At 57.2% G+C, this 22692-nt stretch carries 21 protein-coding genes; 10 read left to right on the top strand and 11 right to left on the bottom strand.

Features of this window, described 5'->3' with window-relative positions; all coding sequences use genetic code 11:
• Positions 1–85: 85 nt before the first annotated feature.
• The 3 genes from JWR17_RS19055 to JWR17_RS19045 all read right to left on the bottom strand — a co-directional run bounded on the left by JWR17_RS19055 (position 86) and on the right by JWR17_RS19045 (position 3630).
• Positions 86–739 (bottom strand): DUF1345 domain-containing protein, encoded by a 654-nt coding sequence (locus JWR17_RS19055; RefSeq protein WP_299833723.1) that lies wholly within the window; start codon positions 737–739, stop codon positions 86–88.
• Positions 740–863: 124 nt separating this feature from the next.
• On the bottom strand, positions 864–2216 hold the full coding sequence (gene gudD / locus JWR17_RS19050) for a glucarate dehydratase (protein WP_299833721.1): 1353 nt from the start codon (positions 2214–2216) through the stop codon (positions 864–866).
• A gap of 88 nt (positions 2217–2304) precedes the next feature.
• On the bottom strand, positions 2305–3630 hold the full coding sequence (locus tag JWR17_RS19045) for an MFS transporter (RefSeq protein ID WP_299833745.1): 1326 nt from the start codon (positions 3628–3630) through the stop codon (positions 2305–2307).
• A gap of 318 nt (positions 3631–3948) precedes the next feature.
• On the opposite strand from JWR17_RS19045, the gene JWR17_RS19040 reads away from it, so the two are divergent.
• From JWR17_RS19040 to JWR17_RS19030, 3 genes are all read left to right on the top strand, one after another.
• Positions 3949–4665 (top strand): FadR/GntR family transcriptional regulator, encoded by a 717-nt coding sequence (locus JWR17_RS19040; RefSeq protein WP_299833719.1) that lies wholly within the window; start codon positions 3949–3951, stop codon positions 4663–4665.
• 180 nt (positions 4666–4845) lie between these two features.
• On the top strand, positions 4846–5949 hold the full coding sequence (locus tag JWR17_RS19035) for a sugar diacid recognition domain-containing protein (RefSeq protein WP_299833717.1): 1104 nt from the start codon (positions 4846–4848) through the stop codon (positions 5947–5949).
• Between the two features lie 117 nt (positions 5950–6066).
• Positions 6067–7206, top strand: a complete 1140-nt coding sequence (locus tag JWR17_RS19030) for a glycerate kinase (protein WP_299833683.1) — start codon at positions 6067–6069, stop codon at positions 7204–7206.
• 86 nt (positions 7207–7292) lie between these two features.
• Here JWR17_RS19030 and JWR17_RS19025 read toward each other — a convergent pair whose 3' ends face one another.
• A complete protein-coding gene (locus JWR17_RS19025; protein ID WP_299833680.1) occupies positions 7293–7556 on the bottom strand; it encodes a DUF2790 domain-containing protein in 264 nt (87 codons plus the stop codon).
• A gap of 160 nt (positions 7557–7716) precedes the next feature.
• Positions 7717–9252: an MFS transporter gene (locus tag JWR17_RS19020; protein ID WP_299833678.1), complete on the bottom strand. Its 1536-nt coding sequence runs from the start codon at positions 9250–9252 to the stop codon at positions 7717–7719.
• Positions 9253–9377: 125 nt separating this feature from the next.
• Here JWR17_RS19020 and JWR17_RS19015 point away from each other — a divergent pair, with 125 nt between their 5' ends.
• The 3 genes from JWR17_RS19015 (at position 9378) to JWR17_RS19005 (ending at position 11070) form a co-directional block, all read left to right on the top strand.
• Positions 9378–10262 carry a LysR substrate-binding domain-containing protein gene (locus JWR17_RS19015; RefSeq protein WP_299833677.1) on the top strand — a complete coding sequence of 295 codons (885 nt, stop codon included), beginning with the start codon at positions 9378–9380 and terminating at the stop codon, positions 10260–10262.
• A 229-nt stretch (positions 10263–10491) separates the two neighbouring features.
• The gene (locus JWR17_RS19010; RefSeq protein ID WP_299833675.1) at positions 10492–10653 is read left to right on the top strand and encodes a Fic family protein; all 162 of its coding nucleotides are present in this window, start codon (positions 10492–10494) and stop codon (positions 10651–10653) included.
• A gap of 39 nt (positions 10654–10692) precedes the next feature.
• Positions 10693–11070 (top strand): VOC family protein, encoded by a 378-nt coding sequence (locus tag JWR17_RS19005; protein ID WP_299833672.1) that lies wholly within the window; start codon positions 10693–10695, stop codon positions 11068–11070.
• 78 nt (positions 11071–11148) lie between these two features.
• On the opposite strand, the gene JWR17_RS19000 is transcribed toward JWR17_RS19005, so the two are convergent.
• Positions 11149–12501 (bottom strand): OprD family porin, encoded by a 1353-nt coding sequence (locus JWR17_RS19000; protein WP_299833670.1) that lies wholly within the window; start codon positions 12499–12501, stop codon positions 11149–11151.
• A gap of 423 nt (positions 12502–12924) precedes the next feature.
• Complete coding sequence (locus JWR17_RS18995) at positions 12925–14382, bottom strand: mannose-1-phosphate guanylyltransferase/mannose-6-phosphate isomerase (protein ID WP_299833667.1); 1458 nt, start codon at positions 14380–14382, stop codon at positions 12925–12927.
• A 554-nt stretch (positions 14383–14936) separates the two neighbouring features.
• Here JWR17_RS18995 and yegS point away from each other — a divergent pair.
• A complete protein-coding gene (gene yegS, locus JWR17_RS18990; RefSeq protein ID WP_299833665.1) occupies positions 14937–15854 on the top strand; it encodes a lipid kinase YegS in 918 nt (305 codons plus the stop codon).
• Here yegS and JWR17_RS18985 read toward each other — a convergent pair.
• The 3 genes from JWR17_RS18985 to JWR17_RS18975 all read right to left on the bottom strand — a co-directional run bounded on the left by JWR17_RS18985 (position 15851) and on the right by JWR17_RS18975 (position 18001).
• Positions 15851–16510 carry a response regulator transcription factor gene (locus tag JWR17_RS18985; RefSeq protein ID WP_299833663.1) on the bottom strand — a complete coding sequence of 220 codons (660 nt, stop codon included), beginning with the start codon at positions 16508–16510 and terminating at the stop codon, positions 15851–15853. The genes yegS and JWR17_RS18985 overlap by 4 nt on opposite strands.
• Positions 16507–17397, bottom strand: coding sequence for a sensor histidine kinase (locus JWR17_RS18980; protein ID WP_299833743.1), 891 nt, complete (start codon positions 17395–17397; stop codon positions 16507–16509). The genes JWR17_RS18985 and JWR17_RS18980 overlap by 4 nt, the downstream gene beginning before the upstream one ends.
• 118 nt (positions 17398–17515) lie before the next feature.
• The gene (locus JWR17_RS18975; protein WP_299833660.1) at positions 17516–18001 is read right to left on the bottom strand and encodes a hypothetical protein; all 486 of its coding nucleotides are present in this window, start codon (positions 17999–18001) and stop codon (positions 17516–17518) included.
• Between the two features lie 568 nt (positions 18002–18569).
• On the opposite strand from JWR17_RS18975, the gene JWR17_RS18970 reads away from it, so the two are divergent.
• Together JWR17_RS18970 and JWR17_RS18965 are read left to right on the top strand one after the other, a co-directional pair.
• Positions 18570–19499: a chemotaxis protein CheV gene (locus JWR17_RS18970; protein WP_299833657.1), complete on the top strand. Its 930-nt coding sequence runs from the start codon at positions 18570–18572 to the stop codon at positions 19497–19499.
• Positions 19500–19594: 95 nt separating this feature from the next.
• The gene (locus JWR17_RS18965) at positions 19595–20404 is read left to right on the top strand and encodes an MOSC domain-containing protein (protein WP_299833655.1); all 810 of its coding nucleotides are present in this window, start codon (positions 19595–19597) and stop codon (positions 20402–20404) included.
• A 26-nt stretch (positions 20405–20430) separates the two neighbouring features.
• Here JWR17_RS18965 and JWR17_RS18960 read toward each other — a convergent pair whose 3' ends face one another.
• Positions 20431–22359 carry a transglycosylase SLT domain-containing protein gene (locus tag JWR17_RS18960; RefSeq protein WP_299833652.1) on the bottom strand — a complete coding sequence of 643 codons (1929 nt, stop codon included), beginning with the start codon at positions 22357–22359 and terminating at the stop codon, positions 20431–20433.
• Between the two features lie 222 nt (positions 22360–22581).
• Between JWR17_RS18960 and JWR17_RS18955 the strand changes: the two genes are divergently transcribed.
• Positions 22582–22692 (top strand): hypothetical protein (locus JWR17_RS18955; protein WP_299833740.1); only part of this gene is annotated, 111 nt, incomplete at its 3' end.

Below are 22692 nucleotides of genomic sequence, written 5' to 3'. Positions count from 1 at the left end.
TTTAATCGGACCCAATCTTACTCCCGTAATAGCTCCCACAAGGTTTTCAGTTTGGTTGCCACGCCCAAAAATCGTGTGTTGGCCATTAACTAAACAACCCCGCCGCTATGTTGATTGAAAACCCCAAAATAGCGGTATTAAACACGAAGCCAATCAACGATTGCGCGAGCACGGTTTTGCGCAAATCGCGGCTGGCGACTCCGACATCGGCGGTTTGTACGGCGACGCTGATGGTGAAGGAGAAATACAGAAAGTCCCAATAGTTCGGGTTCGTCTCGCCGTCGGCAAAGCGCAGCGCCGGTTCTTTGGTGTTCGCGGTATAGAACAGGCGAGCGTAATGCAGGCTGAAGATTACCCCGGTGATCAACCAGGAGCCGACAACAGTGAGTCCGGTGAAACCATAGTGCAGCGCCTTTGCGCTGGAACTCAGGTCTTTGCCGCCGATCAGTTCCACGCTGATGGCGGCGAGGCTGGCGATTGCCGCGACGCAGACCATCGCCAACACCAGTCCGGCATTTTCATCTTCGATGATGGCGAAACGCTTAACGTCGTCGGCTTCCGAGCGGGTGGTCAGCCACATCATTAAAATCAGGTAGGTCCATACCCCGATATTCCAGCCGATCAACGTGTGGGTCATCAGCGTGACGCCGGGAACAACGAAGCTGCACACGATGCCGCTGGCGCCGCCAACCAGTCCAGCAACAGTCAGGCGGGGATGAGTACGAGCAATATGGGGCATTGGAGGGCATCGCGGTCAGGGTGTGGGCGAACCTTAGCACGGCCTTTTGTGGCAGATGAAAAAACGGCGCGCAAGTGATTGCGCGCCGCAGGCCCAGACGGGCAAATAGTGGTTGCGTGATCGATTAGCGAACCAGGCTCGGCTGCTTATTGTTGAACGACCAGCCCGGAATCAAATACTGCATGGCGACGCCGTCATCCCGCGCGCCAAGGCCCATGCCCTTGTACAGTTCGTGGGCTTTCGCCACTTGGTCCATGTCCAGTTCGACGCCAAGGCCCGGCTTCTTCGGCACTTGCACGCAGCCGCCGATGATTTGCAGCGGGTCTTTGGTCAGGCGTTGGCCGTCCTGCCAAATCCAGTGGGTGTCAATGGCAGTGATAGCGCCCGGTGCTGCGGCTGCCACATGGGTAAACATCGCCAGGGAAATATCAAAATGGTTGTTTGAGTGCGAACCCCAGGTCAGGCCCCATTCGTTACACATCTGCGCCACGCGTACCGATCCCTGCATCGTCCAGAAGTGCGGATCCGCCAAGGGGATATCCACGGACTGCAGTTGGATCGCATGGCCCATTTCCCGCCAGTCGGTGGCGATCATGTTGGTTGCGGTTTTCAAGCCAGTGGCACGACGGAACTCAGCCATGACTTCGCGCCCGGAGAAGCCGTTTTCTGCGCCGCACGGATCTTCAGCGTAAGCGAGCACCGCATGTTGATCGCGGCACAAGTGGATCGCTTCTTTCAGCGACCAGGCGCCGTTGGGGTCGAGGGTGATGCGAGCATCGGGGAAGCGCTCGGCGAGGGCAGTGACCGCCTCGATTTCTTCTTCGCCGCGCAGCACGCCGCCCTTGAGTTTGAAGTCCTTGAAGCCGTACTTCGCTTGAGCCGCCTCCGCCAGACGCACCACGGAATCCACGGTTAGCGCTTGTTCGTGGCGCAGGCGGAACCAGTCATTGTCAGCGTCAGGTTCGCTGCGGTAGGCAAGATCAGTCTTGTTGCGATCGCCGACGTAGAACAGGTAGCCGAGCATCTTGACTTCGTCGCGCTGCTGTCCTTCACCGAGCAAGGCCGCAACGGGTACGTCCAGATGCTGGCCGAGCAAATCGAGCATCGCTGCTTCCAGGCCAGTAACGGCATGGATGGTGATGCGCAGGTCGAAGGTCTGTAGGCCGCGCCCACCGGAATCACGGTCAGCGAAAGCTTGACGCACTTGATTGAGGATCTTCTGATACGTACCGATCGGGCTGCCGACCACCAGCGAGCGCGCATCTTCCAGCGTCTGCCGAATGCGTTCGCCACCGGGTACTTCGCCGACGCCCGTGTGCCCGGCGTTGTCTTTGAGGATGACGATGTTGCGGGTAAAAAACGGGCCATGGGCACCGCTCAGGTTCAATAACATGCCATCGTGGCCCGCGACCGGAACGATTTGCATGCTGGTGATGACAGGAGCACTGCCTACAGCGTGGGCGTTGGACGTATTCATTATGCAATCCTGTAAATAACGTGGGTCTGGGCAACACCGTGAGCTGAATCAATGGTCACGGCGTGCTGCCTTTTTCGTAAAGAACCGTTCAAGAATGGGTCGAGGCCGGTTTGCCGGGAATGACGGCGGGTGACGATTTACGGCTGCTGCGCGCGTAGAACACCATGATCGCGGCAATTATCGAAGTGCCAGCGAGGCCGTACAGCCCGCCTTGAATTGAACCGGTGTGTTCTTCGAGCCAACCGAAAGTGGCCGGGGCGAAGAAGCCGCCGAGGTTGCCAAGGGAGTTGATCAAGGCGATTACGCCAGCGGCGATGCGGGCATCCAGGTAGGCCTGCGGAATGGGCCAGAACAGCGATGAAGCTGACTTGAAACCCAGCGCGGCGAAGCAAATCGCAACGAAGGCAAAAACAGGCCCCCCGGTGGTCGACATGAACATCCCGGCAGCAGCAATCAGCAGCGCTGCGGCAACCCACGCTTGCTGGTTCTTCCACTTGGCCGAGAACGCTGCGAAGGCGTACATGCCGACAATCGACAGCAACCACGGAATCGAATTAAACAGCCCAACCTGCATATCGCTGAGGTCGCCCATCTTCTTGATGATGCTGGGCAGCCAGAACGTCGCGGCATAAATCGTTAACTGAATGAAAAAGTAGAGGATGCAGAACAGCACGATCTGCCGGTCTTTGAGCAAGGTCATCATTGATGGCTTGACCGGCATGGCGGCTTCGCGCTCAGCCTGCTCGGTTTCGATGGCCTCGACCAAGGCGTCTTTCTCGGCACCGGTCAGCCATTTCGCGTCGTGGGGGTTGGAGTCCAGCCAGAACCAGACGAAAAAGCACAGGCCTACCGAGAACAGCCCTTCGATCAAGTACATCCACTGCCAACCATGCAGGCCCATGCCGCTGATTTGCAGCAGGGCGCCGGAGAGCGGGCCGGAGATCAGCGAGGCCAGCGCCGAACCACTGAGAAAAATGGCGATGGCCTTACCGCGCTCGACGCCAGGCAACCAGCGGGTGAAGTAGTAGATTACCCCAGGAAAGAAGCCGGCTTCAGCGACGCCCAGTAGAAACCGCAGGATGTAGAAATGGGTTTCGGTCTGGATGAAAGCCATGCAGGCGGCCACCACGCCCCAGGTCAGCATGATCCGTGTCAGCCAGATTCGGGCACCAACTTTTTGCAGAAGGATATTTGAAGGGACTTCGAACAGCGCGTAGCCGATGAAGAACAGCCCGGCGCCCAGGCCGTAGGCGGCGGCACCGATGCCAAGGTCGTGTTCCATATAGCTTCGGACGAAGCCGATATTGACCCGGTCGATGTACTTGACGATGAACATGATGACGAACAGCGGCAGAACACGACGCTTGACTTTCGACACTGCCGAGAGCAGCGCGGAAACAGTGCCGTCGTTCATCCTGGCATTGGATGTAGTCACAATCTTGACTCCCACTCGTTATTTTTATGCGGGTTATGAAGCAACCAGGTCATGCGCCTAGTTAGCAGTCATCATACAAGTAAATGCCTGCTTCGCAAGAGCGATAAATGCCTTTTATCCAAGTTTTAGGGGGATTATTGTGCGACAGGTCTTGTGCTTGGCTAAACGAAAAGTCGATATTAGCTGGCTTGTCATACAAGCTGCCCAAGATGTGTGGCGAGCGAGACAGGTGTTATCATCCCGTCAGCGCGGCCTGTTCCTTCAATTGAGCAGCGCGTTCATCTGGACACCCTTCGTATGCACGATCAGCCATCAGTTGTTGTTACCAAGCGACGTCCTCATAACCTGGCCACCGATCTGGTGACGCAACTGAGCCAGCGTATTTTGCTGGGCAAAATCACTCCCGGCGAAAAGCTGCCGTCGGAAAGTGAAATTGTCCGTGAGCACGGCGTCAGTCGCACCGTGGTCCGCGAAGCGATTTCCAAGTTGCAGGCGTCGGGTCTGGTGGAAACCCGGCACGGCATCGGCACGTTTGTGTTGGAACATCGCGGCCCCACCGGCATGCGTTTGAAAGTCGAAACCGCCGCCAGCGTGCGCGACATCATCGAGTTGCGTATTGGCCTGGAGACCCAGGCGGTGGCGCTGGCAGCGGTGCGTCGCACCGATGAACAGTTGGCGGCCATGCGTCAGGCGCTGGATGACTATCAGGATTTGTTGGCCAAGGAAGACAGCTGCGTCGAGGCCGACCGACGTTTTCATCTGTTGATTGCCGAAGCCACAGGCAATCCGTGTTTCATTGAGATCATGCAGCACCTTGGCCCCGCCATGATCCCCCGCAGTCGCATCGGCTCCAGCGAACGAGCCGGTACCAATCTCGCGCACCACGGCTACTTGGCCAACCTCGAACACGAAGCCCTGTTGAGCGCCATCCGCCGCCAAGACCCAGACGCCGCTCGTGCAGCCATGTGGACGCACTTGAGCAACAGCCGGGAGCGATTGGCGCCGTTGGAATAGAAAACCCCGGCTACATAACCTCGGTAGGAGCCACCTTGTTGGCGATAAAAGCAGCACCACAGCGCTTCAACTCAGCCGCGCCACCTGCCTCGACAACAAGTGGGCTCCTATAGACGAGCGCTATGATTCACCGCCACGAATCAGGCAAACTCCCCAGATTCTTCTCTGCCCGGAGCTTTTATGTTTGCTCTCGACCACGCCCTTGCTCAGGACATCGTTGACCGAGCCATGGCGATTTTGCCCTGCAACGTCAACGTGATGGACTACTTGGGCATCATCATCGGCAGTGGCGAGGCCGACCGTTTGTACACTCGGCACGAAGGTGCGCAGTTGGTCCTGGCCAATCGCCGGGTGGTGGAGATTGATTCGCAAACCGCCAAGCACCTTAGCGGTGTGCGGCCGGGGGTTAACCTGCCGTTAATGCTCGATCAGCAATTAGTCGGCGTGCTAGGCATCACAGGCGAGCCCGATGAGGTCCGGGTGTATGGCGAGCTAGTGAAAATGACCGCCGAAATGCTCATGGAGCACCGTCGCCAGCAAGCGGATCAGCAGTGGCGGCATCAGCGCAGCGAAGCATTGCTGTCGCGATTGTTGCTGACGGATTGCCCGGACAGTCTTGTGGAAGAAGCCGAACACCTTGGTTTGCAGCCGCAGTTGCCTCGTCAGGCGGTACTGATAGAGCTGCCGGCTCACCTGTCTACCGCCAATCCGATGAGTCATTGGCTAAACGCCCGTTACGCTAACAGTTGGTGTGTCGTACGTGAGTCGACGCTGCTGTATTGGTGCCGGGCCGCGGGTAAAGAGCGCGACGACGCATTGCTCCTGGAGCAACTGGAAGAGCAGGGCTGGCCGGTGCTGCGCATGGTGACGGTGGAGCAATCCACGGACCTGTTGACACTGCGCCAAGCCTGCCTCGCCGCCCGTGACTTGCTGGACTACGGGCGTCATGTTCATCCGCAGCAGCGTCTGTTACGTCTGGCCGTCCATCGTCTGGCGGTGTTGTTTTGGCGATACCGCAATGACTGGCTCGCCCAAAGCGTGGCCGAGCCTATCGTGCGCTTGCAGCAAAGCAGCGGTGGCCAACTGTTGGAAACCCTGCGCAGCTGGTTTGACTACAGCGGCGAGAGCCAAGCCTGTGCCGATGCACTGGGAATTCACCGCAACAGCCTGCGCTATCGTTTGGAAAAAGTGGCCGAACTCAGCGGTTGCGACCCTTACCGGACCAACGACCTGCTGCGGCTTTACCTCGGCTTGCAGATGACTCCACGGGTTGCCCCCGAGTAGATCGGTCGCCGCGTTTGTTCCAATGACCAATAACCCTTGAGGTCTGTTGTGCGAAGGTCAGGCGGCAAACCGCAGTCAGGGTGAGAAGATCCAAGCATTACCGACAGGAAAACAATCATGAAAATCGTCATCGCCCCGGATTCTTTCAAGGACAGCCTCAGCGCTCAGGGTGTCGCCACTGCCGTCGCCCGTGGTCTTGCCGAGGTCTGGCCTGATGCCGAACTCGTCCAGCGCCCCATGGCCGATGGTGGCGAAGGCACGATTGAAGCGGTGTTAGCGGCATGTGACGGCCAATGGATGAGCGCCATGGTCACCGGTCCGCTGGGGGATGCAGTCGAGGCGCAATGGGGATGGCTGGAGCAAAGCCGCACGGCAATTATCGAGATGGCCATGGCCAGCGGCTTGCAACTATTGACCCTGGAACAACGGGACGCGTGCGTCAGCACCACCCATGGCACCGGTGAATTGATCCACGCGGCCCTGGATGCCGGTGCGCAACGCATCATTTTGGCTATCGGTGGCAGCGCCACCAATGACGCGGGCAGCGGCATGCTGTCGGCGCTGGGTGCGCGGTTTGTGGATGCTAATGGACAACAGGTTGCGCCGGGTGGTCTGGCGTTGGCGCGAGTGCAGCACATTGAACTAAGCGGCCTCGACGTCCGTTTGCGCGACGTGCATTTTGAAGTTGCCGCAGATGTGGATAACCCGTTGTGCGGGTTACACGGTGCGTCGCATATCTTCGGCCCGCAAAAAGGCGCGTCACCGCAGCAGGTTCTGGAACTGGACGCGGCATTGGGGCATTTTGCCGATCAATCGGCGACAGTGCTGGGCCGTGACCTGCGCGATGACCCCGGTTGTGGCGCGGCAGGCGGCATGGGTTTCGCCGCCAAGGCTTATCTCAACGCGACGTTTCGCCCAGGTGTAGAGGTCGTGGCTGATTTGGTTGGGCTTGCGCAAGCGCTGGAAGGCGCAGACTTGGTAATTACCGGTGAGGGTCGTTTCGATGCCCAGACCCTGCGCGGAAAAACGCCCTTTGGTGTGGCGAAAATTGCCCAACGCAATGGAATTCCCGTGATTGTGATCGCCGGGACCCTGGGGGAGGGTTACGCAGATTTGTATCAATACGGCATCAGTGCGGCGTTCGCGGTGACCAGTGGCCCGATGACCCTCGATCATGCCTGCCGTAATGCTGCAGACCTGTTGCACGACCGCGCGCGCGATCTTGCAAGGGTTTGGCAACTGGCAGCGTCTCGCTGAAAGGGAAAGTCGACGTAGCGGTGAGGCCCGAGTTCAATAAGCTGCAGCCATGAACGTCGGGCATATCCGGCAGAGAAGCACCGGACTCAGCCCATGTTGTTACAGCCGCTGCCGAACTCCTCAAAGCGTAGGGTGTGGGTGTTGCCCGAGTGATCCTGGTACGTCATCTGCACCGGTTGAATACCGCAGAAATCCAGGTTCGGACCGGCGACAACCTTGGCAATATCAAGCTTGGTTGCGTAGGTGTAATCCTCAACGGTTTTGCTGGAGTGCTCATCGGCAGCCGATGCAGCGCCGCTCAGAGCCAAAAGGGAGAGGGCGATCAAGGTGCTTTTCAGTGAAGTTTTCATGGTGAGGTTCTCTTCGTGGTTGGGTTCAAACTCTTGAGCCTGTACGACGAAGCGCGTGGGGGTTTATTCCCTGGGGTGGAAAAATAAATTCGGTTATCGGCAAACATTTGACCTGTAGGAGCCAACGTGTTGGCGAGAGACCCAATGCGGTGTATCAGGTCTATGGCCTCGCCAACACGTTGACCCCTACAGGAATTGGATTACGCATCAGCATTCCTACCAGCAGTGCGCCGAACAGCGCGAGCAATCCGGCAATCCATAAAATCGTACTGAACCCCGCCACAAACGCCTGCTGCGCCAACGGTTGAATCGTCAACCGCGCACTGTCTGTCAGGGGCGACATCGCGGCGACCATGTCACCGGCCACCACCCGCGAGGCGATGTAATCGGTCTGCATCAGCCATTGGGGCGCAACGGCGTACAGGCTGCTGCTCAGCGCTTGTTGTGTATGGCTGGCCAACACCGCGCCATAGACGCCAATCGCCAGGACAATCGCGCTGAAGCGCATGGTGGTACTCATGCCCGAGGCCATCCCGACGCGGTCACGAGGGACGCAGGCCATGATGTTTTTTTGCGTATCGCCATTGAGCAGACCGGCACCGGCACCCGTGACTGCCATAGCCAGGGCGAAAGGCCAATAACCCCCGGCCGACGCCGCCCAGGCGCTGAGCAGGTTGCCGCAGCCGACCAGCGTGAGCCCAAGACTCATCATTGCTGCCGGGGATATACGGGTGGATAGCCGCGCGCCAATCTTCGGAAAAATCAACATGGTCGCGGCGAACGGCAGCATCCCCAGTCCCGATGCGATAGCGGTAAAACCCAACCCGTTTTGCAGATAGAACGGCAACATCGTCATCATCACCTGAGCGCAACCGGCGTAGGCGAACATCCCTGACAGAGCACCGATAAAGCGTGGGTGTCTGAACAGTTGCAGGTCGACCATTGGCCGCGATTGCACGCGTTCAACCACCACGAACAGCGCCAGCAACAGCGCTCCGCCGACCATGCGCATGATAGTCAATGCGTTGTCCCAGCCAATACGATTGGCCTCGATCAAGCCCCAGATCAAACACAGCAAACTGCCGCTGAATGCCAGGCTGCCCCAAGGGTCCAGGCGCGCCGATTGTTCGTTACGCGATTCGGGTATGTTGCGCCAGACCATGAACATCAGCAGCCCGCCCACCGGTAAATTCAGGTAGAAAATCCACCGCCAGCCGGCGAACGAGGCGATCAGCCCGCCCACCGTGGGTGCCGCTGTCATCGCCACGCCCATGCACGCGCCCCAGAATGCCCAGGCTTTGGCGCGCTCGGTTTCGTCGTGGAATACATGGCCGATGGTTGCCAGCGCAGAGGTCAATAACAAGGCTGCACCGACGCCTTTGATCGCCCGTGCGATGTCGAGCAACAGAATGCCAGGCGCCGCGCCGCAGCCCAGTGAGGCGAAAATGAACAGTACCAAGCCGCTGATCAGGGTCCGTTTGCGCCCGAAACGGTCGGCGATGTTACCTGCGGGCAACAGCAACGCCGCGAACGCCAACATATAAGCGCTGACCACCCATTCAATGTCGGCAAAGCCCGCACCCAGATCCCGAGCAATGCTTGGTAGGGTAACGGCGACAATGTTGGTGTCCAGGACGATAAGCGAGCAAACCCCGGAAGCGGTCATTAAGGTCAGGCGCGGGCTAATGATTTTCAACGTTACCTCCGGTGGCTTTATGCTTTAATTGCTTTTCAGGTAACGCTGTTGTCAGCATAAGCCAGTACCTGCGGGCTGAGATTACCTGGAACATATGAAATCATTACCTTTGAGCTAATCCGGCCATGGAGATACGTCACTTTCGTTACTTCCTGGCCGTTGCCAAACACCGGAATTTCACCCGGGCAGCGGAGCAGCTGGGTATTGCGCCGCCGACTTTGACCCGGCAGATTCAGGACCTGGAGCATGAACTGGGCACCCGGGTGTTTCTGAGGCAGCAGCGGGAAGTCCGCCTGACTGACGCGGGCCGCGCGTTACAGGTAGAAGCCGAGCTGGCGGTGCGACAATTTGAAACCGCACAGCTCAACGCGCAGCGTGCCGGGCGAGGGGAGACTGGGCATATTGAATTGGGTTACGTTGCTTCGGCGGTGTTCTCCGGTTCGCTACAGCAGCAGGTCAGCAGCTTTCGGCAGCGTTACCCCGACATCGGTTTTGCCGTCAGCGAGACCTTAATGACGTCGTTACCGACGCTGATTGAAGATGGGCGACTGGATGTGGGTTACATCCGCTCACCCATGCACCTGCCAGACGCTCTCAGCACCGTCAGCCTGTTGGCAGAAGGTTTCGTCCTGGCGTTACCCGACAGCGCTTGGCTGTGCCGTCTGAAAGAAATCAATGCGGTGCATTTGCATAACGAAGTGTTCATTCTTCCCGAACAGATCTCCGGCACCTTGCAAGTGGCTGCCCACGCTGGCTTCGCGCCGAAACTGGGCCCGCAGCCGGGCGGACTGGTGTCGGTCATCGCTTTGGTATCCTTGGGACAAGGCGTGGCAGTGGTGCCGGAGTCCGTGGTGGACCACATCACATTGCCCAACGTGGTGTACCGGCGTATTCAGGATTGCCAACCTTCGTCGTTTTTGTCATTGGTGTATCGACGCTTCGAAAAAGCGCCGGCCGTCGCGCACTTTATCGAGCACGTAAAGCAGTTCAGCGGGGCTCGTCATGGTTAACCACGTTGTTGATGCACGGCTTGATTGATGATGCAGTCCAGTTTTGGCGCGTCGGGGTAGGTATCTATCGTGGCGACCGCGTGCTGCATATGGATTCATGCTGGGTGCGCTTAAGCAAGCTTTGAGCGGTGTCGACCAGACCGCCCAAGTAACCGCACAAGTAAGTGAGGGGGTGCTTAAGCTTCTAAGGATTTTGGCGTGTCATCTTCCGCTCAAGGCTGGAGAACTGATGGGTAAACTAGGTTTGGCTCACCGGCAATTATTTCGCAACAGCTACCTCAACCCTGCATTGGCAACCGGGCTGGTGGAAATGACCGACCCTGCCGCCCCGCGGAGCCCATTGCAGATGTATCGGTTGACCGAGCGTGGCCGTGGAGCCTCAATTCGCTGAATAAACCATCGGTTTGTTCATACTCAAGGAATCCTGACAATGATTGATCACTTGGACCATCTGGTTCTGACAGCAACCAATGCCGAGGCAACCCAGGATTTCTACGTTCGCGTGCTGGGCATGCAGTTGGAGACCTTCGGCGCAGGGCGTATGGCGTTTACCTTTGGCACTCAGAAGATTAACTTGCACGTTCGCGGGCATGAGTTCGAGCCCAAGGCTCACCTGCCTGTGCCTGGCGCGCTGGATCTGTGTTTCATCGCCTCGATCCCGCTGGATCAGGTAATCGAGCGGTTGGCCGCCGCCAATTGGCCGATCATCGAAGGCCCGATCATGCGTACGGGTGCCGTAGGGCCCATTCGCTCGGTTTACATCCGCGACCCGGATTTGAACCTGATCGAAATCTCGGAATACGTTTGATCGCCAATCCTCTGTAGGAGCCAACAAGTTGGCTCCTACAGAGGCAATTCATGTGCCGATGGGTTACCCCCGCAGTGCTTAAAACAGCGCCAGGGTGTAGCTCAGGATCAAGCGGTTTTCATCCTGTTGACGGGTGTTGGGAATGTTGTTGCGCCACATGGCGTTTTTCCACATCACACCAAAACCTTTCATTGCGCCAGACTGAACCACATAAGCCAACGTCAGGTCACGTTCCCACTCGCTTGCATCGCTGGTGGTCGGGGTATCGATATCGTTACCCTTCAAGTAAACCAGGCCAGCAGTCGCCCCCGGTACACCCAATGCGGCAAAGTCATATGAGTAGCGCGCCTGCCAGGTTTTCTCGCCGGCCCGGCCAAACTTCTGAATTTGCATGTCGGTGATGGTGTAGTTGGACGAGCCATCACCTTGGTTCAACCAAGGGAAATCGCTGTCGCCGTTACTCGACTGATAACCGCCACCGAAGGTGTGGCCCGCTACCGTGTACAGGAACAAACCGCTGTAGAGGTTATTATCAACCTTTCCTTTAGTGACGGTGCCGCCGTAATAGCCGCTGGTGTAATACAGAGGGTCGTGGCCATTGGCGCCGTCATCCTTGCTGTTGAAGTAGCGAATATCACTCTTCAGTACGCCCGGCCCAATGGCCCAGTTATGCACCAGACCCAGGAAGTTTTGCTTGTAGAAATCTTCCAGGTTGCCGAAGTAATACTGCGCGGTCAGGTCGTTGGTCAGCTTGTAGTCACCGCCCGCGTAAATAAATTTGTTACTGGTCTTGCCAGTGATCGCGTTATTGGCACCCCCGTTAGCGCCCGCAATCGACAGGTTTTCGTTGTTGCTGGAGTTGCGACCTTTAACTTGTTCGATCTGACCACCGATTAAGGTCAGGCCGGTGATGTCAGAGGAAGACAGTTGCCCGCCCTGCCAGGTTTGCGGCAATAAACGACCATCGTTAGAGACGATAACCGGGTTTTTCGGCTGCAAGGTTCCCAGCTTTAGTTCGGTTTTAGATATTTTAGCTTTGGCCGTTACACCCAGGCTCGACAGGTCGTCGACGGCGTGGTTGCCGTCGCTTGGGAATACCGTGCCCGAGTAAGCGTTGCCGGTTGGATTGCCATGTTTACCTGCGCTGGAATCGAGCCGTACTCCCAACAACCCGATAGCATCGACACCGAAACCGACGACGCCTTGGGTATAGCCCGAGGTGAAATCGAGTTGAAAGGCTTGGCCCCATTCAGCTTGATAGTTCTGGCTTGCCGCTTTTTGTGCCGCCGTGGCAGAGTCGCGGTTGTCGGTATTGATATAGAAATTGCGCAGTTTAAGGGTGGCTTTACTGTCTTCGATAAACCCGGCGGCACTGGCGTGTTGAGCCAGAACCCCGACGCTGACGGCCAAGGCGAGTATGGACTTGTTCAATGTGTTACTCCTAAGGTGACTCTATTTTTTATAGCACCACGTCTTGGACTGACTGTCGCAAGAGAGCGGACGCGCGATAAGGCCAGGCCCGACCGAAGTCAATGGTGTTCTGGTCATTTCGAGACTAGTGAGTGAAGCGATGGACTAGCGGCTGCACGGTAAGTGAAAACCGTAAAATTCAGAAGGAATTATTTGCATCGTTATTAGATTGGAACGCTATAAACGCGCTGGCCCGTCACGTTAGCGCCGAAGTCCGTAGTCTTAAGGCGCCTAAGTTATTTGTAATATAATATTTCTAAAAGGGATTGCAGCGCGTAAGTCTAAGGACTTGTTTCAGGCGGGATAACGCAGGAAGGGGTTTTCAATATAAATTTTCTTGCGCCGGATGCACACACTCCGGGTCACGGAGTGTGTGCTCAGGGTTTAGGGCTTAGCTGTTTGTGCGGGAACGCGACCGTAAATATCAGTGAAGCGAACAATATCGTCCTCCCCCAAATACTCGCCGCTCTGAACTTCAATCATCACCAGGTCGATGACCCCCGGGTTGACCAAACGGTGGGTACGACCTGGTTTAATGAAGGTGGATTCGTTGGTGTCGAGCAAGAACTCGCTTTCGCCGTTAGTCACCAAGGCCATGCCGCTGACAACGATCCAGTGCTCACTGCGATGATGGTGCATCTGCAATGACAGCGAGCCCTCGGGCCGCACCACGATCCTTTTGATCTTGAAACGCTTGCCTTCTTCGAGGATGGTGTACGTTCCCCACGGCCGAGTCACGGTGCGGTGCAAACGGTACGCATCATGGCCTTGGCGCTTTAGTTCCTTAGCGATATAGCGTACATCCTGGCTGCGTTTGGCATCGGCGATCAGCAGGGCGTCCGGTGTGTCGATGATGATCAGGTCATCCAGCCCGATACCGCCGACCAGGCGCCGTGGCGAGTCGATGTAGCAGTTGGTGACGTCGCGCAATATGGTTTGGCCGTTGCATTGGTTGCCATTGACGTCGGACGGACTCAGTTCACGCATTGCCTGCCATGAGCCGATATCGCTCCAGCCCAGCTCACATGGCACTACCGCAACCTTTTGGGACGGTTCCATGACGGCGTAATCGATGGAGATATCCGGCGTCAGGGCGAACAGCTCACTGTCCAGCTCCAACTGTAATTCGTGATTGCCTTCTTTGCTGGTGCTTTGCTCCAGGCAGGTGCCAACGCAGGCCAGCACTTGCGGTGCGTGTTCTTGTAGCTCGTGCAGCATAGTGTCGGCACGCATGCAGAACATCCCCGCGTTCCACAGATGCAACCCGCCATCCAGATAGTCCTGAGCCGTTTCTGCATTGGGTTTCTCGACAAAGCGCTCCACTCGGTAAGCCGCTGTGTTGAGCATCTGACCCTTTTCGATGTAGCCGAAGCCGGTTTCTGCCTTGGTCGGGATGACGCCAAAGGTTGCGATCCAGCCTTCATCAGCCAAGGCTTGCGCTACGGCGACCGCAGCAGCAAAGGCCGCTGAGTCGGTGATCAGATGGTCGGCAGGCAGGATTAGCAGGTGGGCGTCTTCGCCATACAGCTTTGCCACATGCAGCGCCGCTGCGGCGACCGCCGCCGCTGTATTGCGACCAAAAGGCTCGAGGATGAAATCGAGTTTTGCGCTGGTTTTATTCAGCTGCCGATAGTCATCCACCGTGCGGAAATAAACGTCGCGATTGGTGACAGTCAGAATCCGATCTACATTGGGTAAGCTGACAGCTCGGACGAAGGTCTTTTGCAGCAGACTTTCTCCGTCCGGCAGCCGCATGAAGGGTTTGGGCATGGCTTCGCGGGAAACCGGCCATAAACGAGTGCCGGCGCCGCCAGCGATGATGCAAGGGACGAGGATGCTCATCAGTAAGCCTCACGAGTAAATAACACTGTGGGAACAGTGCGGGATGCCTGCAGCCTTGGTCCAGGCAAAGTGCGGGTTACGGTTTGCACCGGAGGAACCCCGAGCAACAGACCTCCGACCCGATTGGTGTGCGTCAGCAAATGACTGGAAACAGGTTGCAAGCGCATAAAATCATACCCCTCAATGACATGAACCACTGCCGGACCCAGCTCTACATCGGCGAATATTCATCGCGAAAGTCAATAAAATGACTTTTACAACATTTCGTTCCATGAAAGCCAATATTTTGTCGAATAAACCACAATCGCGGATTGCTTTTCAACGGCCGTTTGTCTCAACGGCACAAATTTATTCAAATGCAGACAATGTTTCGACGTTGAAACGGCTAAAAGCACTCAATTGGATGGATCTGATTCGACAGCAACTCAGGAGATGGCGACGGCGATGCACGGCGGAGCGCAAAAATAAAAAACGCGCTGCTGTGGGCTTTTTTCAGTCGGCGTGCGGTCACAGTCTTCACAGGGACATTGGTCAGCAGTTGGAAGAGGACTGGAATGACAGAGCGCAAGGCACTTTTAATACTTCACGGCAAGCAAGCCCTTAACGAAGAAGTGCGCGCGGCGGTTGGTGCCAAGCGCGAGGAGGGCTGGCAACTTGAGGTGAGGGTAACCTGGGAGGCACATGACGCCCAGCGCTTTGTATCGGAGGCGCTGGCCGCAGGCCACAGGAAAATCATTGCCGGTGGCGGTGACGGAACACTGCGGGAGATTGCCGAGGCATTGGTACTGGCCGATGCTCAATACACCGGTGAACTCAGTCTGGTGCTGTTGCCCATGGGCACCGCCAATGACTTCGCGCGTGCAGCTGGGGTTCCGATGCAAGCCAAGGCGGCCCTGGACCTGCTGGATCTCGCGCCAAGGGAGGTGGACATGGGCGATGTGAACGGACGGTTGTTTCTGAACATGGCGACAGGTGGATTCGGCAGTCAGGTGACTGCAAACACTTCTGAAGACCTGAAAAAAGTATTGGGAGGGGCCGCTTACTTGTTCACCGGGCTTTCACGGTTTAGTGAGTTGCGCGCGGCCTATGGCGAATTGACCGGACCGGATTTTCACTGGCGTGGAGATTTACTTGCGCTGGGCATTGGCAATGGCCGGCAAGCTGGTGGCGGTCATGTGTTATGCCCTACGGCCCTGGTCGACGATGGTTTACTCGATATCAGCATTTTGCCTGCGCCACAGGAAGTTGTGGGTACGCTCAAAGGACTGCTCGAAGGCGGCTTGGGGATCGATAACATGTTCATCCGCGCACGTTTGCCTTGGGTAGAACTCAAGTCGACACGGGGGTTGGACATCAACCTCGACGGAGAACCTCTGAGCGGCGAAAGTCTGCGCTTCTCTATCCGACCAGGCGTGCTGCGCATACATTTGCCCGCGCACTCACACCTGTTGAGTGAGGCGCAGGGCACTTAATCGTCGAGACTGATGATCCGTTCGCGCACACAGAACAATACCAGGCCGGCGACATCGTAAATCTGCAGGCGCTTCATGATTTGCGAGCGATGGGCTTCAACGGTCTTGATGCTCAGCGCAAGGCCGCCCGCAATTTCCCGGGTCGACTTGCCGCGAACGATAAGGCGCAGGACTTCCAGCTGGCGGCCGGTAAGGTTGTGGTTGTCCACCGGGTTGGTACGTTTCACATAGGCGCTGCTTAGCGCCTGGTTGATAACCGTGTGGGCGATGGCGGGGCTCAGGTAGCGTTCGTTATTGCGCAGTGCTTCCAGCGCCTGTTCCAACTCCGTGCCCGTGGCGTCCTTGAGCAGATAGCCATGGGCGCCCATCCCCAGCGCTCGCATGACCATCTGTGGGTCGGTGTGCATCGACAGAATCAGCACTTTGCTCAGTGGGAATTCCCTGACTAATTGTTCCAGTGCGTCCAGACCATTGGTCTCCTTCATGGAAATGTCCAGCAGGATAATGTCCGGGTGCAACCGCCTGGCCAAGTCAATGACCTGCGCGCCGTCACTGGCCTCGCCAACCACCGCATAGGCTGGGAAATCCGCGATCAAGGCTCGTACCCCCGCTCTGATCAGGGCATGGTCATCGACCAACAGCAGGTTACACTTCATAAGCTCCTGCTTGTGCTGGCGCGTTCGCGGCCGCGGGGCGCCCATGGAAACAGCGCTTTGATGTGCGTGCCTTCGCCCGGATGGCTGTGGACGGTCAGCGTGCCGCCTAACAGCGCAATCCGCTCCGCCATTCCGGCCATACCGCGCTGGCCTTCCTGCCCTGGGTTTGCAGCGGGAGCAAAGCCGACGCCGTCGTCGTTAATGTTCAGCACCAGTCCTTCCGGCGAGCGCTGCAGCTGTACCAGTAAGTTATCTGCCGCCGCGTGGCGCAACATATTGGTGACCGCTTCCTGGGTAATCCTAAAGGCGGCCACTGCCATTTCTTCCGGGATTCCCGCGAGGCGTTGGTGGCACTCCATGCTCCAATGCACGTGAGTGTCGGCGAGGGTGCGCAGCAAATGCGCGCGCAGGCTTTCCTCAAGCCCCAGGCTGGCAAGTTGCCGGGGGTTAAGAATGGCGGACACGTCGCGCACCTTCGTCAATGTTTCATCCAGCGTGCTGCACAGGAGGGAAAACTGCTTTTCCAGTTCGGCGGGCATACGTCGTCGCAGCCAGTCGCTTTGCAACTTGGCGGCCGTCAGCATTTGGCCGATATCATCATGCAGTTCACGGCTGAGCCGGTGGCGCTCGGTTTCCTGAACTTCAAGCATGCGCTCGGCCAGTTCCTGGGGCTGGAAATTGATCGAGCCGCTCGATCTGCGCTGGACGTACCAGATGCTGGCGACGGTAGCCAGATTCAGTCCAAGCAGACCTGCCGGTAACGCCGTTGCGTTGAAATAGACTGCAAGGTTGCCAGCAACTGAACCGGTACCGAGTATGGCTAAGAGCCAGCGAGCGTTGCTTTTGTTGAGGGACCAAACTTTGAATGACTTGATGCTGGCGTACATAGCGGAAAGCGCCATCGATGTTCGCTGCGGGATAACCTGATTGGCTGCTCTCAGGTCAGGGCAGCCGATATTACCTTAAACCCGCAGCGCGGGCTGCAACGATGGCGAGTTCAGCGGGTTAGTGTCGGTGTGCCAGCTCTTTGATATTCAGTTTCAACGAGGCAGAGGGCGTTGTGCTTGGCACTAAAACGCCCAGTTCATCCTCGAGCCCTACCGCGGCGGCGAATGAAGACAGCAATTGAAACTGCTCACCGTCATCAAGCAGCAGCAAGCCGGTGTTGCTGTCGACCAGTTCAAGCTGCCAGGCCAAGAGAGTGAAACAATTCTTCAGGGCGCCTAACGCAGCGCCTTGGACACTGACGTGTGGGTAGGCGAGGCTCAGCAGGCGATTTATACGCAAGGAAAAGTCGGTTATGCCATCAAGGGCAAGGCTGTCGGCCTTATTGGCGAGGCTTAAAAGAACGCCCAGAAGACATTCAATGGCGTCCTTGTCGTTAGCAAATAATTCCAGATGAATCAGGCATTCCTCCGATTTTGCGAGAAGCGTTTGTGCTTCGAACAGAAATCCGGGAAGCGAATTTTGCCGCTCTGTGCCGTTCAACATGCTTTATCTCCACAGCTCTTGGACAGCGAACGAATCTCGCTGGGCGAGTGGCCTCAAGTTAATGTTGAAATCAAACGGGTGTCTGTAGGCCGTTTCCGAATCTCGGTTTTCGACCGCAGAAATAGCGCTAAACAGCTTTCCGAATGACTTATCTGTCGGGCGTTGAGCGGACTTTCCACCGCCGGTGGCGGTGGGTCCCGGTAACTGACTAAAGCAGACAACCATCCTGCCTGTGCTGCTTGTTCTCGGTCGCGAGATAGCCGACAAGAGCCTGACTCCATTCATACAATGAGAATAGCGTCACATTAATGTCTATTTGATAGTGCGAATATCAGGTTGGGCCTGACAGCTGCACAGGGTTTCCCCTAGACGAGACCTGGCGGCCATCTATCTGGGTGTACAGAGCTGCTGCCTTCAACTGATTTGATGGAGATATCCAAAATCATTAAAGCATGATGTTATTATGATATCAGTTTATTTGCTTTACGCTTGCCATCATTAACGTCTTGCTCGTTTCAGCCGATAACGCTGTAAGCGCACTAAAATCGAATCACTCCAGGAGTCATTAATGGCCGGCATTCTCGACGCGGTAGATCAACGCACGCAGCTGGTGGGTGAGAATCGCCTGGAACTCCTGATGTTCCGTCTGGCGGGTCGGCAGTTGTTCGCGATCAACGTGTTCAAGGTTCAAGAGGTGCTGCAACTGCCAAAGCTGACGTTGATGCCCCAGCGTCATCCGTTTGTCTGCGGCGTGGTCAATCTGCGCGGGCAAACCTTGCCGGTTATCGACCTGTCCCAGGCCATTGGTATGCGTCCGCTGGTTCCAGGGCCAAACAGCACGATCATCGTGACCGAATACAATCGTTCGGTGCAGGCATTTCTGGTGGGTGGTGTGGACCGCATCGTCAACATGAACTGGGAAGCGATTCTGCCGCCGCCCGCCAGTGCCGGTCGTCAGCATTACCTGACCGCCATCAGCAAGGTCGACGACCAGTTGGTGGAAATCATCGACGTGGAAAAAGTCCTTGCCGAGATCGTGCCCTACAGCGCCAAAGTGTCCCGTGAAAAACTGTTAGATCCGGTATTGGAGTTGGCCCGTGGCCGGGAAGTGCTGCTGGTGGATGATTCGAACGTAGCGTTGTCGCAGTTGCGTGAAACGCTGTCCCAGCTCGGGGTGAAGATGCATGTAGCCCGCGATGGTCTCAAAGCCTTGAATATGCTTAAGGGTTGGGCTGACACCGGTGAGGTCATGACCGACAAACTGCTGATGGTCTTCACTGACGCCGAGATGCCGGAAATGGACGGTTACCGGTTGACCACTGAGATTCGCAACGATCCACGTTTGCGCAAGCTGTATGTGGTGTTGCACACCTCGTTGTCCGGCAGCTTTAACGAATCGATGGTGAAAAAGGTCGGTTGCGATAACTTTCTCTCCAAATTTCAGCCGGACAAGTTGGTCGATGTCGTGCGTGAGCGTCTGATGCTGGATCAGGCCTGACTGCTCCGTTGAATCAAGTCATGAGCGCAGCAAAGAGTTGTCGAGCGCGGCGGCAACTCGTATAAGGTGGCTTTTCGCTTTCAGGAAAACTCACCATGCTGCGTCTCAGCGCGCTTTACCGATTTCCACTCAAGTCCGGCATTGCCGAGCCGATGCGTCAGGCCGAGCTCGACAGCCTTGGGTTGGCCGGGGATCGGCGCTGGATGCTGGTGGAGGAGGGCACCGGGCGCTTCTTTACCCAGCGTGCGATGCCGCAGATGTCGCAGCTATCGGCATTGTGGAATGCCACCGGCGGTTTGACCTTGAGGGCGCCGGGCTTCGAAGCCCTTGATGTTGCCGTGCCACAGGTGACCGAGGGTTCGCTGCGCGGTGTGACGATCTGGCGCGACACCCTGCGCGTACCGGACGCTGGCGAAGAAGCGGCGCAATGGCTCAGTGCATTTATGGGCCGGCCTACGCGCATGGTGCATGTTTCGGCCGAACGCGCACGATGGCTGCCCAGTGGCTACGGCACCGTCGATGACAAGGTGGGTTTTGCCGACGGCTTTCCGATACTGCTGATCGGCCAGGCATCCCTGGATGATCTATCAGCCAAGGTGGGACGGCCTCTTGAAATGCTGCGCTTTAGGCCGAATCTGGTGGTGGAAGGCAGTGAGGCGTTCGCTGAGGACAGCTGGAAGCGCATCCGCATCGGCGACACGGAATTTCGTCTGCTCAAGGGCTGCACGCGGTGCATCCTCACCACCATTGATCCCAAGACCGGCGAGCGTTCATCAGACCGCGAACCCATGGCGACCCTGAAGACCTACCGCGAGCGCGAAGGCGATGTCTGGTTTGGCCAGAACCTGGTCAACGATGGGCCGGGTACGTTGGAAGTCGGAATGCCGGTGACGGTGCTTGAGTAGCGGTAAATGCAGGATTGCAACTTACCCTACAAATCATCAAAGAACCGTTCATGCCAGTCCACCAATGGCTGCGGCAGGTTAAGCTTTTCGCCGTAGATGACCGAATAAGACAGCACGTTCTGTACATACTGGCGAGTCTCGTCGAACGGAATGCTTTCGACCCACACATCGAATGCCAGATGATTTGCGCCTTTCAGCCATTGACGAACTCGTGCAGGGCCGGCGTTGTAAGCCGCTGACGCGAGTACGCGGTTGCCGTTGAATTGGCTATGTACCTGGCTGAGGTACGCTGCCCCCAGTTGAATATTTTTGTCTGGATCAAGCACTTGCTGAGGCGAGGCCAGGGGGATGCTGAATTTGCGTGCAGTGTCCTTGGCGGTGGCGGGCATCAGTTGCATAAGGCCGCTGGCACCAGCGCCGGAGCGGGCGTCGTCCATGAACGCACTTTCCTGGCGGGTAATGGCGAACACCCAACTGGAATGCAAGCCGCGCACATTGGCTTCGCGTACCAATGTATCGCGGTGTGCCATCGGGAAGCGGATGTCCAGGTCGTCCCAATACTGCGCCTGACTGATGGTGCGGATGGCCGGGAAGTACCAATGCATGTCGTAGGCGAGCTTGGCTTGGGCGACCATTTCATCACGGCTGAACAGGCGACTGACGTAATACCATTCACGTCGACCGTCGACCACTTCTCCGCGGTCATAGAACTCCAGTGCCCGACGCACACCTGGGGTGTTGCGCACCTTATTGACGATTTGCTGGCTGAGCAACAGCGGGCGATTGTTCAGCTGATACGAAGTTTGCGTACGGTCCGCCGCGAGGAATCCGTAAAAGTCGCGCTCTTTCGAGACGGCTTTATACAGTCCCGGTATCAGCGGACTGTTCGGCTGCGACAATTCCAGCGAACGTGCTTGCCAGTAGCGCCAGCGGTTGGTGGTTGCCAAATCCTGGGGCAGCCGACGGGTCAGTTGGTACGCGTCATCCCAGCGGCCCAGGCGCAGCAACAGCCGCAGGCGCCACTCGGTGACGGTGTCGTCGCGCAAGTCCGGGTCGTATTTAGTCATCACCTCCAGCGCGCGGCCATCGAAGCTGCGCGCAAGGGTAAGACCGATCTCTTTGGCGATCGCCACTTGTTCGTCCCGGGAGAAATGCATGGTCGCTGAATAGCTGTCGAGCATGTCCAGGGCTTTCTGTGGGTCTTGCCTGGCCAGACGGCGCAGACCGAGGCCCACCACGTCCGACATGGCCTCATCCGCTGGCCGGAAGCGCGACGGGTCGTTGAGCATTTCAGGCTTCTGCGCCACCGCGATCAGCAACCGGCCTTGAGGGGCAAGCGTCACCAAACTGTTGACCAGGGTGGTTGCCAAGCCGTAGTTGCGTGCCGAAGCCGCCAGCTTGGCGCGCTTCCAGCGTTTTTCTTCAGTCAATTGGCCTTCGGCAGCCCACTGTGCGAACAAGCCGTCACAGGAGTCGGGCAAGGACTTGCTGGTCATCCACAGCTTTTCGGCGGTGGCGAAGCCTTCGGAGCGCAGGTTGTGGCCCAACTGGTATTGGCCATTCAGGCAGTCCAGTTCAACGAAATTCATTTTTGGGTCGTAGTACTTTTCGAACGTCTGCCAGTCGCCTCGATCAGCGAGCCAGCGCAGCCAGCGCAATTTCATCCAGTTGGCTTGGGGCAGGTCGCCGTGTTCAGCGAGAAATTTTTCAATCTCTGCATTGTCGGCGGTCTTGAGGCGTGCGGTCAGCTCGTCATATTCCAGATACGGTTCCAGCGGATAATCGGCAAGCGCCTGGCTGTACCGCATATACGGGCCGGTGTCGCCTCTGGCCAATGCACGTTTTGCTTCATCGTAATACTGACGCTGTTGAGTGATGTCTACCGCCTGAACTGATTGGGCAGCGGTAGCAGAGAGAAGCAGGCAGGACAAAATACCGAACAAACGACTGCGCATGAGACTTCCGTGCAGATGGATCAAGAAAAGTGACGCTAGCTTAGCCTTTTGCCTGCTCCGGGTGAAAGCATTGCCGGTCGGCGAATTGCAACTCGGTGGGTAGAAGTTGATTTAATTGTGTGCCGCAGCCCTACGCGGGCATCGACGCCCCGTGTTGTTATTGAATGCCAACATGCGGCGGGTATCTCAGGTAGAATGCGCCCCCAGTTTTTGGAGAAGATCATGACCCTGCTCAAATTCAGCGATGTGTCCCTTGCTTTCGGCGCTATGCCGTTGTTGGACAAGGTGTCCTGGCAGATCGCCCGTGGTGAGCGGGTGTGCATCATCGGCCGC

Origin of the sequence: Pseudomonas sp. (assembly GCF_028293835.1) — a bacterium.
Classification (GTDB): Bacteria; Pseudomonadota; Gammaproteobacteria; order Pseudomonadales; family Pseudomonadaceae; genus Aquipseudomonas.
This window is presented reverse-complemented; position numbering and strand designations above follow the sequence as displayed.

Excerpts from the sequence above, each read along its gene's own strand:
- JWR17_RS19010 (WP_299833675.1), top strand. The coding sequence starts at position 10,492 with ATGGGTAAACTAGGTTTGGCTCACCGGCAATTATTTCGCAACAGCTAC.
- JWR17_RS18960 (WP_299833652.1), bottom strand. The coding sequence starts at position 22,359 with ATGCGCAGTCGTTTGTTCGGTATTTTGTCCTGCCTGCTTCTCTCTGCT.
- JWR17_RS19025 (WP_299833680.1), bottom strand. The coding sequence starts at position 7,556 with ATGAAAACTTCACTGAAAAGCACCTTGATCGCCCTCTCCCTTTTGGCT.
- JWR17_RS19040 (WP_299833719.1), top strand. The coding sequence starts at position 3,949 with ATGCACGATCAGCCATCAGTTGTTGTTACCAAGCGACGTCCTCATAAC.
- JWR17_RS18985 (WP_299833663.1), bottom strand. The coding sequence starts at position 16,510 with ATGAAGTGTAACCTGCTGTTGGTCGATGACCATGCCCTGATCAGAGCG.
- JWR17_RS19055 (WP_299833723.1), bottom strand. The coding sequence starts at position 739 with ATGCCCCATATTGCTCGTACTCATCCCCGCCTGACTGTTGCTGGACTG.
- gudD (WP_299833721.1), bottom strand. The coding sequence starts at position 2,216 with ATGAATACGTCCAACGCCCACGCTGTAGGCAGTGCTCCTGTCATCACC.
- JWR17_RS18970 (WP_299833657.1), top strand. The coding sequence starts at position 18,570 with ATGGCCGGCATTCTCGACGCGGTAGATCAACGCACGCAGCTGGTGGGT.
- JWR17_RS19045 (WP_299833745.1), bottom strand. The coding sequence starts at position 3,630 with ATGAACGACGGCACTGTTTCCGCGCTGCTCTCGGCAGTGTCGAAAGTC.
- JWR17_RS18975 (WP_299833660.1), bottom strand. The coding sequence starts at position 18,001 with ATGTTGAACGGCACAGAGCGGCAAAATTCGCTTCCCGGATTTCTGTTC.
- JWR17_RS19005 (WP_299833672.1), top strand. The coding sequence starts at position 10,693 with ATGATTGATCACTTGGACCATCTGGTTCTGACAGCAACCAATGCCGAG.
- JWR17_RS18995 (WP_299833667.1), bottom strand. The coding sequence starts at position 14,382 with ATGAGCATCCTCGTCCCTTGCATCATCGCTGGCGGCGCCGGCACTCGT.
- JWR17_RS19015 (WP_299833677.1), top strand. The coding sequence starts at position 9,378 with ATGGAGATACGTCACTTTCGTTACTTCCTGGCCGTTGCCAAACACCGG.
- JWR17_RS18965 (WP_299833655.1), top strand. The coding sequence starts at position 19,595 with ATGCTGCGTCTCAGCGCGCTTTACCGATTTCCACTCAAGTCCGGCATT.
- yegS (WP_299833665.1), top strand. The coding sequence starts at position 14,937 with ATGACAGAGCGCAAGGCACTTTTAATACTTCACGGCAAGCAAGCCCTT.
- JWR17_RS19035 (WP_299833717.1), top strand. The coding sequence starts at position 4,846 with ATGTTTGCTCTCGACCACGCCCTTGCTCAGGACATCGTTGACCGAGCC.
- JWR17_RS19030 (WP_299833683.1), top strand. The coding sequence starts at position 6,067 with ATGAAAATCGTCATCGCCCCGGATTCTTTCAAGGACAGCCTCAGCGCT.
- JWR17_RS18980 (WP_299833743.1), bottom strand. The coding sequence starts at position 17,397 with ATGTACGCCAGCATCAAGTCATTCAAAGTTTGGTCCCTCAACAAAAGC.